Source organism: Asticcacaulis sp. P2_C5 (assembly GCF_056404555.1).
Genome location: NZ_JBFUDU010000009.1, coordinates 248,567 through 263,047 on the forward strand (window position 1 = coordinate 248,567; position 14,481 = coordinate 263,047).

Below are 14,481 nucleotides of genomic sequence, written 5' to 3' on the forward strand. Positions count from 1 at the left end.
CCAAAAGCCCCAAAATTTCAAACAAATCCTGTCCGGTTGCCTGAGAATCTGGCTTGATAGCCATCATGACCGACGTCGACGTCAAACCAACTCTGCAAACCCGCCTGCGCCATGTGCTGGCAGCCTTTGGCCGGTCCAATTCGTGGCTCCTGCTCGGCTTCGGCTTTTCTTGCGCCCTGCCCTATCTGCTGGTCGGCGGCACGCTCAGTTTCTGGCTGCGCAGTTCCGGCGTCTCCCTGACCGTCATCGGCATGATTGGCTGGGTCAGCCTTGTCTATGGCGCAAAAGTCCTTTGGGCGCCCTGGATGGACAAGGCGCGACTGCCTTTCCTGTATGACTGGCTGGGCCAGAGACGCAGCTATATGCTGCTCAGCCAAGTGGCCATTGCGCTGGGTCTGGTCGTTATGGCTCTGCTGGGCCCGGTCCATCTAGGCCTGTTTATCGCCTCAGCGGTGTTTGTCGCCTTTGCCGCCGCGTCGCAGGAGATCGCTGTCGATGCCTGGCGTGTCGAGCAGACGGGGAATGAGGCCGACCAGGCCCTGAACCCCAGCCTCTATGCCTACGGTTTTCGCGCCGGCATACTGATTACGGACTCGCTGATCCTGGTCATTTCCAAGCGGACCGGCTGGCCTGTCGCCTACATGGCCATCGCGGGCCTGCTGGTCTTCGGCGTTGCTGCCACCTTGTTTGCCCGCCGCACGCAGATCGAAGCCCTGGTGCGCGATAACGTCAAGACCGCCAGGGAACTCATCGTCGAGCCCTTCGTCAGCTTCTTCAATGAACATAAGGGCACGGCGGGCCTGATCCTGCTGACCCTGGCCCTGTACCGCCTGCCCGACTACCTGAGCAATATCGCCCCCAGCCTGTACCAAGACACACACATAGATCCCGACGCCATCGCCGCCATGCGCGCCAGTATCGGCCTGTGGGCCTCCCTTATCGGCATTGCCCTGGGCGGCAGTTGCCTGCTGGTCTTCGGCCTGCAGCGCACCTTCTTCCTGGGTGCGACCCTGGGGCCGGTGTCCAATATCTTCTTTTCGTGGATGGCCGTGTCGCATGGCAGCCTGTCGGTCTTCGCCATAACCCTGGTCGCCGACAACCTGTCCAACGGTATCGCCGAGACCGCCTTTATCGCCTTCCTGACGCGCATGACGGGTCGCGACCACACCCTGACCCACTATGCCCTGATGTACAGCGTAGCCGCGTTGACGGGTAAGGTCCTGAAGGGATTCACCGGCATGGTGGTCGATGGCCTGAAGGGCGATCTGGGCCTGTTCAATGCCTATTCGGTCTTCTTTATCGGGACGGCCATTATCGCCGTTCCGTGCCTGATACTGTGTTGGCGGATGCGGCAAAAAGGCGTATTCTCGGCAGCGTAATTCCTATGGTATTTTTATCGGCGCGGGTTTCTTATCAGGGAAAAGCGCGCCACGCCTGGCGTCGAAAAAGTCAGTAGATACAGGGATCAGGCTATGAAGATCACCAATACCTTCATCACAGTCGCCGACGACACAAAAGCGACTCAGGGCATTGTTCCGTCGTGGTCCGCCGATGCACCGACGATCGCGCGGCTGCATTACGATCTGTTGGCCGAACACCCTTACGAATACGATCTCGACAGCTTCAATTTTGAAATATACTGCCGCAAAAACCACATCGCACCCGAACACCGTGAAGCCCACCGGGAAGCCTTTTTCGCCAAAGGCCATCCGTGTATGCGCGGATCGCCGCTGACGAAATCCTACGGCTTCGGCGCCCACTATAACGGCGCCGGCAAGATCGCCATCTATCCGATGGATTCGGTTGCCTATCACAAGCTCAGCGACGATCCTGAGGTTCGCGTCGAAATGGCCATGCGTTCACGCAGGCCGGCGGTTGCATAGGGGCTTTGAACCGCAGATTTCGCTGATTATCGCAGATTTTTTCCGAGTGTTTGCGGCTTTGCAAGCGCAGGTATCGGCATCGATCGCAACGCGATCCAGATTGAATGGCTTGGTTCTTACGGATCAGAACTGTCTATGAAAAATCTGCGATAATCAGCGAAATCTGCGGTTCACATCTTTTCCTATCGCAAGGCACACGCCCGCACCCAAGCGCGCGGCCACATAGCCTGCATCCGCCGCTCGACGTCTTCTGCCGCGCCCTTTGTAGCGCAGATAGCGAAACAGGTGGCCCCCGATCCCGACATCCGCGCCAAAAGCGTTTCCGGCTGCGCATCCAGGGTCGACAATAGGTCGGCGATAACCGGCTGGAGACGGATAGCGGCGGGCTCGAGATCATTGCGCGTCTTCTTCAGCGCCCGGACGAAATCATCAATATTGACTACTTCCGCAAAGCCATGCCGCGCCTCAATATCGTCGAACTGCGCCAGATGATCGAAACCGCTGTAAACTGCTGCGGTTGAGCATTCGACACCCGGATTGACCAGCACACACGGCAGGGCCGGCAGATCGGCCAGTGTCAGACTCTCACCATAGCCTTCGGCGAAGGCCGTTCGCGACCAAAGGCACATCACGCCGTCAGCCCCGGTATGCCCGGCCGCAGCCGCCAGGGCATCATCGGACATATCCGGCACATAGGCCTGGCGAAGCAACCGCAGGGTTGCCCCGGCATCAGCACTGCCGCCGCCCAGGCCCGACGCCACCGGTAGTGTCTTGGTCAGGTGGAATCCATGGTTGACCGCGACACCGGCCTCCGCGGCAAAACGCCGGGCCGCCTTGAGGATCAGATTATCATCGCCGGTGCTAAGCCCTTGGCCGAACGGTCCGTCAATGGTCAGGCCGCCCCCGTCGGTCAACAAAACCTCATCGCCAACGTCGGCAAACATGACCAGGCTTTGCAATGGGTGATAGCCGCGCGCGTCCGGCGCGGCGACGTGCAGATACAGATTGACCTTGGCCGGCGCCAGCATGGCGCGTCAGTTTTGCGACTGGGAAGTCTTTTGGGCTGGTTTTCTGCCCGCCTTCGCAGCCGGCTTGGCGGCCGGGTCGTTGAGCGCCGTCGTACCCGTCACAACGCCGGGTACGGTAGCGATTTTCAGCGACGCCGCATTGTCTTCCAGCTTTTGCCGCACCCTCACCTGTTCCTTGTCGCCAACCTCCAGCGTCAGAACGCGCTGCCATTCATAGGTGGCCTCGGCATTGCGCCCGACCGCCTTGTAGACGTCACCCAGGTGTTCGTTGATTTCGGCATCGGACGGCGACAACATGACCGCTTGCTCGATATAGGTGAGCGCGTCGTCATACTGCCCCAGCTTATAATAGCCCCAGCCCAGGGAATCGACGATGGCGCCCGACTTGGGATTGACCGCCATGGCCTGACGGACCAGTTCCATGCCGTCCTGGACGTGCAGTCCACGATTGATCCAGCCGTAGCCGAGGAAGTTGAGGATTTCCGGGCGCGACCCGTTCAGGTCGCGCGCCTTCGTGATCGCCACCTCGGCCTTGTCCCATTGGTCCAGGCTGTCATAGACCATGGCCTGCAGGAACCAGGCCTGCCAGGTAAAGTCGGCACTGCCGGCCCGGGCTATGCGGTCGTTGAACAAGGTCAGCGCCCCGGTGTCGTCGCCACGATCGTGGAGGATATTGGCCTTTTCGACGATCACGCCGAGATTGTCCGGGTCGCGTGTCAGGACGTCGTTGGCCAGGGCCAGGGCAGTGTCGTTGTCCTTACGGCCGCGCAGACTCCAGATGCGACGCAAACTGGCTTCGCTGGCATAGGGCGAGGTCGAGGGCACACTGGCCCAGGCGGCTTCGGCCGCGATGGGATCGCGCAGTTCCTGCTGAACCTGGCCCAGGAAGACGCGGGCCCGGTCGGGCGTGTCGTCGAGATACATGGACAACCGAAGGGTTGCCAATGCCATTTCGGAGTCGCGCTCACTGAACGAGATGGTGGCCGACAGGAACAGGGCCTGGGCCATGCTCTGGCGCAGGTCCGGCAAGGCCGGCTTGGCATAGTCCGTCGCGTCCAGCCGCTTTAGCGCCTGGACTGCGGTGGCGTCATTCGACTGGCTGACGATTTCCTGCCAGATGGCGCGCGCCTCGTCCTTGCGGCCCTGACGCTCAAGGAAGCCTGCATAGTCCGGCCCGAAGATAAAGGCAGCGGCGCCCGGCTGATACAGCGACGTGTAGATGGCCTCTGCGTCTTTCGGATTGCCATGCAGTTCCTGCACGCGGGCGCGTTCCGACTTGACGAGATAGACGAGCAGGCGATCGCTGTCATTGGCGCCCAACGCAGCGTCGCCGCTGTCGTCGACCGCCGCCTTCCACTGGCCGTTCATCGCCAGGACATAGGGCCGCAGCATGACGACCATGCGCGCCTTGGAATTGGCCTTGGCTGCCGTATCGAGGCTCTTCAGCGCGACCGGCGCCTTGTTGGCCTTGACGGCGGTAATGGTTGACAGGATAGGCGTCATAAGGCGGCTGGTGTCGGTGCCGACACCCAGTTGCGCCGACATCAAGGTCGCCTGATCGATATCGCCATTAAGAATGCCGACCAGGAAAGCCTTTTCACGCAAGGCTGCGTTCTGAGGGTCGGCCTGGCTCGCTGCCCCCATGGCGCGCGATGCCGTGGCTATATCGCCCTGGGTCATGGCGAACCGCCCGACCAGGAAGTTGGCATAGGGGCTGGCGTCCGTGCCCAGTTCACGACGCGCATCGGCCATGATGGGGCGCGCCTGAACGGAAGGAAGGAAAACAGCCATGGCCAGGACGGCGGCAAGGGCCAGGTGGGAGGGCTTCAGTAGCGAACTCGATGTCACGTTATACGCATCCATACTTGAGAAGAATAAACAGCCCTCAGATCTTATGTAAAACTTATAACGGCAAAAATCTTAACAGGAAAGTTAATAGATGCCGCGAGTGCGGTAACATTCTTATCAGCCGTGGCCGTTGCGAATTGATCTGTCGTGGCCACAGCTGATGGTATTTAGCATCAATCCATCTGGCGCGGCGCCTCAGCTTTACCTTTCGCAATGTCGACTTTCGGCGCAGCTAACCCGACCCTTAACTGTAAAAAAGCCCGCCCTCCGCCCCCGTGGAGGACGGGCTTTTCCATGCCTGCCCCCTCAGCAGGCTCCCCCCAAACGAAACCTCTCCGCGAACGCTGCATAGGTGCCGTCGTTATGCCGGTCCAGGACGGCGAAATGCACGCGTTCGAACGCATTACAGAATGGCCCTTTTAGCGCGTCTGCGAACCATCCTGACATCTGTGCGGAGTGGTTGCCGAAAACGCCGCAGCCCCAGGCGCCAAGGACGAGGCTACGATGGCCATGATGACGGGCCAGCGCCAACAACAGTTCGATGCGCATGGGCATGATGATTTCAAGCTCGTACAGGCGGTCGGGGCTGTTCCGGCTGACCGCTGACCGATTGACGGCGGGTGCGGTGACAAAAGTCGCCAACACAGGTTCGTCGAGATACTGATAGGCGTCGTCTCTGAAAACCGGCACCTTCGGCGAATATATCATGTCGTCATGGTAGGCGCAGAAGTCGTACGCTCGATTGGATTGATACATTTCCATCTTGGCGATGAGACAGGCGTAAAGCCCCGATGACTTGGCCAGGTTTTCTTCCTGCGCCTCCGCTCCGCCCAGAAAGCCGCCGCCGGGATTGCGCGCGGAGGCGAAGTTAAGGCACAGCACATCTGGTCGCTCCTCGGTAACAAGGCGGCGGACAGCGGAAAGGCTGGACTCGTTGGTCACATCGATCCGGGTTTCAACAGTCGTATCGATCACTTGCGCTTCGCGCAGAGCCCGCAACCCGGCACCTGTATAATGGATAATACCAGCGACGGCCCGGGCCAGATCGTCGGCGATGACGACCTGCTCGCCACGGCCGTTGCGATAGCGCCCATGTTCGATAACGGCCAGAGTATCCTGGGCGATAGCCGCACGGCGGTCGCGACTGTTCATGGTTTTGGCTTCGTTCGTCATTTTATGGCTCCCATGAGCCGCTATGTTCATCATGATTGCGGAATAATAGCCTTAGTGTTTCTAGTCAACTAACTTAGTTGAAAATTGACAATAAGGGTGCAAACGTGGCAAATTCATCTCACACAGTGAGCCCGCCATGCATCCGACCGATCCCGAAGAGGCCGCCTTCCTGCGTGCCTATAATATTCGCAACTATGATGTGCCCCTCACCAGCGTCGATCTGGCGATCTTCACCATTCGCCAGAACACGCTTCAGGTCCTCCTGGTCCGGCGCGGCGACTTCCCGTTCAAGGGGTGCTGGGCGCTGCCCGGCGGCTTCATCGACGTTCACCGGGATGCCGACCTGAATGCCACAGCGCTTCGCAAATTGAGAGAAAAGACAGGCGTGGAGGCCCCCTACCTGGAACAGGTCCAGGGCTTCGGCGGCAAGGATCGCGATCCGCGTGGCTGGTCGACGACTTTCGCCTATTTCGCCCTGATCGCTGCGGATTCCGTTACGCCAGTGGAGGGGGCTGGCGTTGACGAAGTGCGATGGGTCGAGGTTGACGTCGAAGGCGTCGAAGCGCCCCTCGCCTTCGATCATGGCATTATCCTGAGCACGGCGATTCATCGCCTGCGCAACAAGGTGGAATATACCTCCCTGCCTGTCCATCTTCTGCCGGAGGCGTTCACCCTGAGCGAATTGCAACAGGTGCACGAGACCATCCTCGGGAAGAGGCTCGACAAGAGCGCATTCCGGAAACGCATCCGCGATGGCGACTATCTCGAAGCCATTCCGGATGGCCTTCGTTTAGGCAGCAACCGCCCGGCGCAGCTCTATCGCCTGCGCCCGGATAGCGAGACGATCTATTTCAGCCGCACCATGTCCGGACGGACGCCGTTCGCGGTCGAGGACAACTTATAGGTGGCGCCAGTTACATATTCGGATAGTTCGGCCCTCCGCCGCCTTCCGGTGTGGTCCACACGATATTGCCGGTCGGATCCTTGATATCACACGTCTTGCAATGCACGCAGTTCTGGGCGTTGATTTGCAGCCGCGGTTTGCCGACATCCTGGCCGACGATTTCATAAACCCCGGCCGGGCAATAGCGCTGGGCCGGCTCGGCATATTTGGCCAGATTGATGTCGATCGGGATATGCGGGTCCTTCAGCACCAGGTGAACCGGCTGGTCCTCCTCGTGATTGGTCGCCGATATAAACACCGATGACAGCTTGTCGAACGACAGCACGCCGTCGGGCTTCGGATAGGCGATCGGCTTGCATTCCGCCGCCGGCTTGATCGAGTGCGCGTCCGATTTGCCATGTTTCAGGGTGCCGAGCAGGGAAAGCCCGCCCAACAGATTGGTCACCGTCATCTCGATACCGCCGACCAGAGTGCCGAGACCCGTGCCGAGACGGCTGAGGATCGGCTTCAGATTGCGGACCAGCTTCAGTTCCTTCGCGATATCCGAATGGTCATAGGCCGTCTGATAGCCGGTCAGGGTTTTGCTGGAAGTGCCCGATGCCAGGGCCTTGACGGCGGCGTCGGCCGCCAGGATGCCGCTCTTGATGGCGTTGTGGCTGCCCTTGATGCGCGGCAGGTTGACGAAGCCGGCCGAACAGCCGATCAGCGCACCGCCCGGGAAGGCCAGTTTCGGCACCGACTGGTAGCCACCTTCATTAATAGCGCGCGCTCCGTAGGCGACCCGTTCTCCGCCTTCCAGTTGCTCGGCGACGATTGGGTGGTGCTTGAAGCGTTGGAACTCGTCATAGGGCGACAGGTAGGGGTTCTGGTAGTTGAGGTGAACCACAAAACCCACGGCGACATAGTGGTCGCCGAAATGATAAATGAACGATCCGCCGCCCGTCTTGTCGTCGAGAGGCCAGCCCAGGGTGTGCTGAACCAGGCCGGGCCTGAACTTCGCGGCCGGCACCTTCCACAGTTCCTTGATGCCGAGGCCATATTTCTGAACTTCGCAGTCCGCATCCAGTTCGAACTTGCGTATAACCTGTTGCGACAAGGATCCGCGCGCCCCTTCGGCAAAGAAGGTGTATTTTGCACGCAGTTCCAGACCTGGCTGGTAGTCGGGCTTGTGATGGCCATCGCGGCCAATGCCGAATACGCCGGCCACCACGCCAGCAACCGCGCCATCGTCGTCATACAGGACTTCGGAACAGGCCATGCCAGGATAGATCTCGACGCCCAGGCCTTCCGCCTGTTCGGCCAGCCAACGGCACAGGTTACCCAGGCTGCCGATATAGCAGCCATGATTGCTCATATAGCCGGGCTTGGGCAGCCAGGTGATGTCGAGCGCGCCCTGCGGCCCCAGATAGATGAACTTGTCGTCGCTGACCGGCGTACCCAGGGGGGCGCCCCCGTCCTCAGGCTTTTGGGCTTTCCAATCGGGAAACAGCTTGCTCAAGCCGGAGGTATCGAACACGGCGCCGGACAGGATATGGGCGCCGATTTCCGAGCCTTTTTCGAGCAGGGCGACGCTGACCTCAGTGCCGGCCTTGGCGGCCTGCTGCTTCAGGCGGATGGCGGCCGAAAGCCCCGCCGGCCCGCCGCCGACGATCACTACATCATAGTCCATCGCCTCGCGTGCGGCTGGTGCGTCCATTTCCCGAATTTCTCCCTAACCTTGCGCTTCGCTGTTTGAACTTTGGCCCGCGCCCCGGTATGTGAGGAGTCTGAAGACAAAGTCCGGCATAAGGCCCCTCCCCCACATGTATCCGTCCGACAATCTGGCAAAGGAGATAGAGAGCTACCTTGGCTTTCTCATCGACCATGATCTGGAAGAGGTCTATGCGACTGCGCCTCTTAATCGGACTCTGAGCGAAAATAAATCACCAAATCCGCGTGCCGCAACGGCATCCACGCAAATTCACGTGACACCTGTGGCTTCCGCGACGCAAGCGGGACAGGTTAACCAGCTCAAACCGCAGAGCCTTGCCGGTCTTGACGTCGCAACCGTCATGCATGAAGCCAGGCAACGCGCTGCCGCAGCGCGATCGCTTGACGAACTTTACGCCGAGTTGGAAGCCTTCCATCACATGCCGATACGCCACGAAGGTGGCAAGTCGCTGGTTCGTTTTCGCGGCCAGGCCAGCCCTGACATCATGATTGTCGGCGAAGCCCCCGACTCCGAGGAGGACCTGGGCGGTGTCGCCTTTGCCGGAAAGCCCGGAATCCTGATGGACGCCGCCCTGGCAGCCGCAGGCCTGAAGGATCGCGCCTTGATGACGCCTTGCGTCTTCTGGCGCGCCGCCGGAGGCCGCCCGCTCACCCCTGAGGATGTCAGCCTGTCGGCACCGTTCCTTAGCGCCATGATCCGCCTGGCAGCGCCCAAGGCCCTGCTTTTGCTGGGGGCGGGCGCGGTTTCCGGCGCGCTCAATCTCGACCAGAATCTGCGCCAGCTGCGCGGCCGCATTGTATCTCACGGAACGGAGCCTGCTATTCCGGCCATGGCGAGCTACCCTCCCAGCTTCCTTTTACGCCAGCCCCAGGCCAAGGGATTGTTCTGGCGCGACTTGCTGCAGTTGGTGGTCAAGGCCGAACTATAAATTTCTCATAAAAATTATGTGATTCAACCGACGGGGAATGTGGCTTGCACTATCCCTGCGCATGACCCACTGTGACATTGATGACGCAAGCAATACCTTTCGGGGTTGCTCCGCCGTAAATTTTTCATTAAGTTCGATCGCTTGGCCCAGCACAGCGGGTCGCCGCAAGAAGGTGTCGTTTTGACGTCCAACCGCCAGACACTCCGCAGCCTTGTTGCCGGCGCAGCCCTGTTGCTGGCCGCGCCCGCCCTGACGCAGCACGTGAATGCGCAGGATTTCGCGGCACCTGATGCGCAGACTGCGGCCGAGGCCGCTGAACCGGCTGCTGATACCGTCGCCTTGAATGCTACGCCCATCCCCTACGCGCTTGTCGCCGGTCAGGCACCCGCCGCGCCTGTTCAAGCGGTCGCCCAGACAAGTGTGCTGGCACCGTGGGACGCGCAGCTGTATCAGGCGGCTTTCGATCTGATCGATTCTGGTGACTTTGATGCCGCCGAGGCCAAGCTGGCCCAGGTCAAGGACCGGCGGCTGATGGGCTATGCTGAATTCCACAAGCTGTTCAGCCGCAAATACAGCTCGACCTATGACGAACTGACCGGCTGGCTGGCCGCCTACGGCGATCAGCCCATGGCCATGCGCGTCTGGGGCCTGGCCAAACGCAAGAAGCCCGCCGGTGCACCCGATCCGGCCTTCCCGTCGCTGGGCGGCACGGCCGTGGCGATGACCGGTGACAGCAACGGCGCTGTCAAGCTGGTCGCCGGCGTGTCCCTGAGTGACAGCAAGCCCACCGCCAATTTCAATCCCGGCGCACCCACCGACGATTCCGACCTGACACCGAAGTCGGCCCGCTCGGCCTATAATAACGGTCAACTCGAACAGGCTGTGAAGCTGGGCAGGAAGATCGGTGATCACTGGGTGGCCGGCCTGGCCAACTGGCGCCTCGGCCGTTACGAACAGGCCCTGGCCGAATTCAAATTCGTCGCCTCCGACCCCAGCCGCAACGCGTGGAGTCAGTCGGGTGGCGCCTACTGGGCAGGCCGATGCGCCGGCAAGATGGGCCAGAAGGACGAGGCCGAGACCTGGTTCAAGGTATCTGCCAGCTTCCCCTTCACTTTTTACGGCCTGGTGGCCGAACAGCGTCTTGGGGTAACGCCTGCGGTCGTCCTGGCCAAGAAAGGCCAGACACCGACCTATTCCAACGACTCGCGCAACGCCCTCACCGCTGCGCTCGACGACGATTTCACCTGGGCCCAGGGGGATGTGAAGGCCCAGCGCCTCAATGCCCTGATCCAGATCGGCCGCGGCAGCGATGCCCAGGACGAACTTCAGGCGGCCGTGCAGACGGCGGCCAGTGGCGACGAACGCGACCAGTGGCTGGCCATGGCTGCCCGCACCCAGATCCCGGTCAGCCAGCTGAAGCCTGCCGACCGGTTGTTCGATGCGTCGCTGTACCCCATTCCCGATTTTGCCCCCAAGGGCGGCTACACGGTGCCGCGCGCGCTGGTGTTCGCCTTCGCCCGCAAGGAAAGCAAGTTCAATCCCAAGGCCCACAGCTATTCCGGCGCCTACGGCCTGTTGCAACTGATGCCGGCGACAGCAGCCCTGGTCGAGAATGATGCCAGCTTCAACAGCAAGCCGGCGCAACTGCTGACACCGGCGGTCAATCTGCGCGTCGGCCAGAACTATATCGGCCGCCTGATGGACTCCAAGATTATCGAAAGCGACCTGTTGCGCACGATCGCGGCCTATAATGCCGGACCTCGTCCGGTGAAGGACGCCATGGACTCGCTGGGGCCTGACGCGGATTCGTTGCTGTTCATGGAATCGATCCCGGTCGCCCAGACGCGGCAATATGTCGAAGAAGTCGCCGCCAACTACTGGATCTATCGCCAGATCATGGGCCAGCCAACCAAGACCCTGGCCCAGGCCGCGAGCGACGCACGCATCATCGACGCCTCGGTCGACAAGTAGCTCCCGCGCGAAGCGCTTTAATTAGTGGTACCGCCTCCCGATCAGTTGATCGTTCCGCACAGGCGTGTCAGCACACTATCGTTCGTGCTTTTCGTTTTTTCGTGTTTTTCGTGGCCCAAAATTCCACGATCGAAGACAGGCATCCGCCGTGTCGCGCTGACAGATTTCTCTCGCTTTGCCGGAGTTCGACCTCAGTTGACAATGGAATTTTGGGCCACGAAAAACACGAAAAAACGAAAAGCACGAACGCTTCAATGTTGCAGGCGGGCCATCTGAAGCCCGCGAGCTATATTGGCAAATGCGCTGCGCGCAAGACTTTGGGAATTGGTGGTCTCAAGCCGCGCGCTTGATCATCGGAGGTTTGGGCGGGACACCCAGCAGATACAGCAGGAAGCGCGCACCCTTGGTGACCAGGCCGACAGCCCAGCCCTTGGCGCGGAACCGTCCGGCATTGGTCGTCAGAGACGTCGCCATGGGCCGCAAGCGTGCCCGTCCCAGCGACATGGCAAGGGCCACGTCCTCGAACGCCGCCTGGTCCTTGTAACCACCGGCGCAGTCATACAGCGCCTTGGACAGCAACAGGCCGTGGTCGCCGCTCGGCATGGCCAGCCAGCGCGCCCGGGCGGCCAGCATTTCGGCCCACAGGCCCACCAGCAAAGATGGATCGTCGAACTTCAAATGGAAATATCCAGCCTGGGTCGCGTGGTTTTTGACGTGATCGGCAACCTGGTCCATCCAGCCGTCGCCCAGTTGCGAATCCGAATGCATGATCAGCAACCAATCGCCCTTGGCGGCCCGGCAGCCCTGCCACAACTGCAAACCACGCGCGGCATCGGTGCGGATAATCTTGCAGCCCGTCGATTCGGCGATCTCGATGGTCGAATCATCCGACCCGCCGTCGACGATAATGACTTCGCGGATCAGGCCTTCCACCACGCCCGGCACCAGCGAGGTCAGCGTGCGGACCAGGTGATCTTCGGCATTCAGGGTAGGCATGACAACGGAAATCACGTACGCGACTCTTTCAATAACGGTTCTGTCTTGACACTTTTCGACGCCCTGCCCTTTTGGCCAGGGGCTGGTTAGCGCGAAAAAACACCCACCAGTTCGACGTGGGCGGACCACAAGAACTGATCTATCGGCGTCACCCTGTCCAGCGAAAATCCCGCGTTCACAAGGATTTTAGCATCCCGGATAAAGGTGGTGGGATTGCAGCTGACACCAACCACCCGTTGCACGGCCGAATTGGCGATTTCCTGGACCTGAGCCTCGGCGCCGGCACGCGGCGGATCGAAGACGACGGCATCAAATCCCTTGAAATCAGCGGCCAGCATCGGACGGCGGAACAGGTCGCGCACCTCCGGCGTGATGGTTTTCAACCCCGGCGCCGAGGCCAGGGCGTTCTTCAGCGCCGCGATCGAGGACGCAGCGCCATCGGCGGCGTGGACGACCGCCGTTTCAGCCAGAGGGAAGGTAAAGGTGCCTGCCCCGCAAAACAGGTCGGCAACCTTTTTGGCGCCCGAAACCGCCTCAGTGACCAACTGCGCCATAGCGGCCTCAGCCTGGGGTGTGGCCTGCAGGAAAGAACCCATGGGCAGGGCAACCGTAGCCTTGCCTAAACGCACGCGCGGCTGACGCGCCATATACAGGATATCGTCGCCCATGGTGACGCGCGCGAAATCGGCTTCCCCCGCGACCATGGCGATCTGCATACGGGCGTCGGCCGAAATGCCACCGCTTTTTGAACGCTCGACACCGGAAATATCGATATCGAGCCCGGTCAGGGATACGGTGATGTGCAGGATGGGCGCCGACTTGGGGTGCTCGAACAGTGGCGCCGCCAACTGGCGCAGATATCCGAGCGCCGCAACGATGGCCGGGTCGGATATGGTGCAGGTCTCGATCGGCACCAGGGCCCACGAACGGCGCGCCTTGAAGCCGAGTTGTATCGTCTTGCCCTGTTTACGGGCGTGCAGCCCGACTCGGCGCCGGCTGTGCGGCGGTGTGGTGAAGATGGCGCCGATTTCGGTGTCGAGCCCGCCGCGGCGCAGCTGGATCTCGACCATCTCGCGCTTCCAGGCGCTGTAAGCGGTCACGTCCCAGTGCTGGAGGGCGCAGCCGCCGCAGGCGGCGAAATGCGGACACGGTGGCGTCACCCGCTGCGGGCTCGCCTCCAGAACCGCAACCAGCTCATTGCGTTCTTTGCCGTCGCGTATTGTCACACGTTCACCGGGCAGCGAAAGTGGCACGATCAGCCCGCCGGCGGTGATGCCGTCGCCCTGAAAGCCGACCTTGTCGATATGTGCCTCGAAATCCGTCATGAGCCCGCCGTTGCAATGGGACAGGCCCCTTACAGGGGTATGAGTCGAAAGGCAACCGAACATGAACCCGGATGAACCACGGGTTCAAGCCCCGGTTCAGGTCACAGGGCGTAATTTGCAGGTCAATGGGGCGGTGATCATAGCTAAGGAGTGCCTGAAATGACCCGCAAATCGATGATGAAATCCATGCTTCTGCCCATACTGGCCGCTTCGGTCATGACCTCGGGCGTCGTGCCCGTCGCCGCCGAGGCCGCCCAGCGCCACCGCAGCCAGACGACCGTGATCGAAAAGACGCGCATTGTTAAGGCGGTCTCGATCAGGGAACATACCGTCGTCCGCCGCACGGCCGTGCGACCGTCGCGGCCTACGCGCGTCTATGACCGCCAGCCACGCGGCCGCACACGTACCGTCATCGTCCGTGAACCGGTGATCGTGCGCCAGCCCGTCATTGTGAGAGAGATCGTCTATGTGCCCGCCCCGGCGCCCGTCCGGCCGCTGTATCGTCACCGGGTCGTCGCACGCCCTGTTTATCGCAGCCCGCCGTCCTACGAGGCTCCGCTCGATTACAGTGGGTATGCCCGGTCGCGTGCCGTCAACCACTACCATCGCGACGCGGACTTCATATCCGACGCAGGAAACGTCTCGCTGATGTCGTGGCTGAACAACCTTTGGTGATTCCCCCGTCGGGCGAGGTAAGGTTGACCCGGTGCTATC

At 61.1% G+C, this 14,481-nt stretch carries 12 protein-coding genes; 6 read left to right on the plus strand and 6 right to left on the minus strand.

Translation table 11 applies throughout. From position 1 onward, the window contains the following. The first annotated feature begins 65 nt into the window (after positions 1-65). Complete coding sequence (locus tag AC1DXO_RS17315; RefSeq protein ID WP_476979417.1) at positions 66-1,379, plus strand: AmpG family muropeptide MFS transporter; 1,314 nt, start codon at positions 66-68, stop codon at positions 1,377-1,379. Between the two features lie 93 nt (positions 1,380-1,472). Further along, positions 1,473-1,883, plus strand: a complete 411-nt coding sequence (locus AC1DXO_RS17320) for a DUF6157 family protein (protein WP_476979418.1) — start codon at positions 1,473-1,475, stop codon at positions 1,881-1,883. Positions 1,884-2,065: 182 nt separating this feature from the next. Here AC1DXO_RS17320 and AC1DXO_RS17325 read toward each other — a convergent pair whose 3' ends face one another. The 3 genes from AC1DXO_RS17325 to AC1DXO_RS17335 form a co-directional block, all read right to left on the minus strand. Next, the gene (locus AC1DXO_RS17325; RefSeq protein ID WP_476979419.1) at positions 2,066-2,911 is read right to left on the minus strand and encodes a 4-(cytidine 5'-diphospho)-2-C-methyl-D-erythritol kinase; all 846 of its coding nucleotides are present in this window, start codon (positions 2,909-2,911) and stop codon (positions 2,066-2,068) included. Between the two features lie 6 nt (positions 2,912-2,917). Continuing rightward, entirely contained in the window at positions 2,918-4,759 is a 1,842-nt protein-coding gene (locus AC1DXO_RS17330) for a tetratricopeptide repeat protein (protein ID WP_476979420.1), read from the minus strand. Positions 4,760-5,065: 306 nt separating this feature from the next. Next, positions 5,066-5,932: a TIGR02452 family protein gene (locus AC1DXO_RS17335; protein WP_476979421.1), complete on the minus strand. Its 867-nt coding sequence runs from the start codon at positions 5,930-5,932 to the stop codon at positions 5,066-5,068. 136 nt (positions 5,933-6,068) lie between these two features. On the opposite strand from AC1DXO_RS17335, the gene AC1DXO_RS17340 reads away from it, so the two are divergent. Further along, positions 6,069-6,836, plus strand: a complete 768-nt coding sequence (locus AC1DXO_RS17340) for an NUDIX hydrolase (protein WP_476979422.1) — start codon at positions 6,069-6,071, stop codon at positions 6,834-6,836. A gap of 10 nt (positions 6,837-6,846) precedes the next feature. On the opposite strand, the gene AC1DXO_RS17345 is transcribed toward AC1DXO_RS17340, so the two are convergent. Continuing rightward, the gene (locus AC1DXO_RS17345) at positions 6,847-8,532 is read right to left on the minus strand and encodes an electron transfer flavoprotein-ubiquinone oxidoreductase (RefSeq protein ID WP_476979423.1); all 1,686 of its coding nucleotides are present in this window, start codon (positions 8,530-8,532) and stop codon (positions 6,847-6,849) included. 106 nt (positions 8,533-8,638) lie between these two features. On the opposite strand from AC1DXO_RS17345, the gene AC1DXO_RS17350 reads away from it, so the two are divergent. Next, a complete protein-coding gene (locus AC1DXO_RS17350; RefSeq protein ID WP_476979424.1) occupies positions 8,639-9,475 on the plus strand; it encodes a uracil-DNA glycosylase in 837 nt (278 codons plus the stop codon). A 180-nt stretch (positions 9,476-9,655) separates the two neighbouring features. Next, entirely contained in the window at positions 9,656-11,446 is a 1,791-nt protein-coding gene (locus AC1DXO_RS17355) for a lytic transglycosylase domain-containing protein (RefSeq protein WP_476979425.1), read from the plus strand. Between the two features lie 333 nt (positions 11,447-11,779). Here the strand turns inward: AC1DXO_RS17355 and AC1DXO_RS17360 are convergent, their stop codons facing one another. Both AC1DXO_RS17360 and AC1DXO_RS17365 read right to left on the minus strand, forming a co-directional pair. Further along, a complete protein-coding gene (locus AC1DXO_RS17360; RefSeq protein ID WP_476979426.1) occupies positions 11,780-12,442 on the minus strand; it encodes a glycosyltransferase in 663 nt (220 codons plus the stop codon). Positions 12,443-12,528: 86 nt separating this feature from the next. Further along, complete coding sequence (locus tag AC1DXO_RS17365; protein ID WP_476979427.1) at positions 12,529-13,767, minus strand: class I SAM-dependent RNA methyltransferase; 1,239 nt, start codon at positions 13,765-13,767, stop codon at positions 12,529-12,531. Positions 13,768-13,926: 159 nt separating this feature from the next. Between AC1DXO_RS17365 and AC1DXO_RS17370 the strand changes: the two genes are divergently transcribed. Continuing rightward, positions 13,927-14,442, plus strand: a complete 516-nt coding sequence (locus tag AC1DXO_RS17370; protein ID WP_476979428.1) for a hypothetical protein — start codon at positions 13,927-13,929, stop codon at positions 14,440-14,442. Positions 14,443-14,481: the final 39 nt, after the last annotated feature.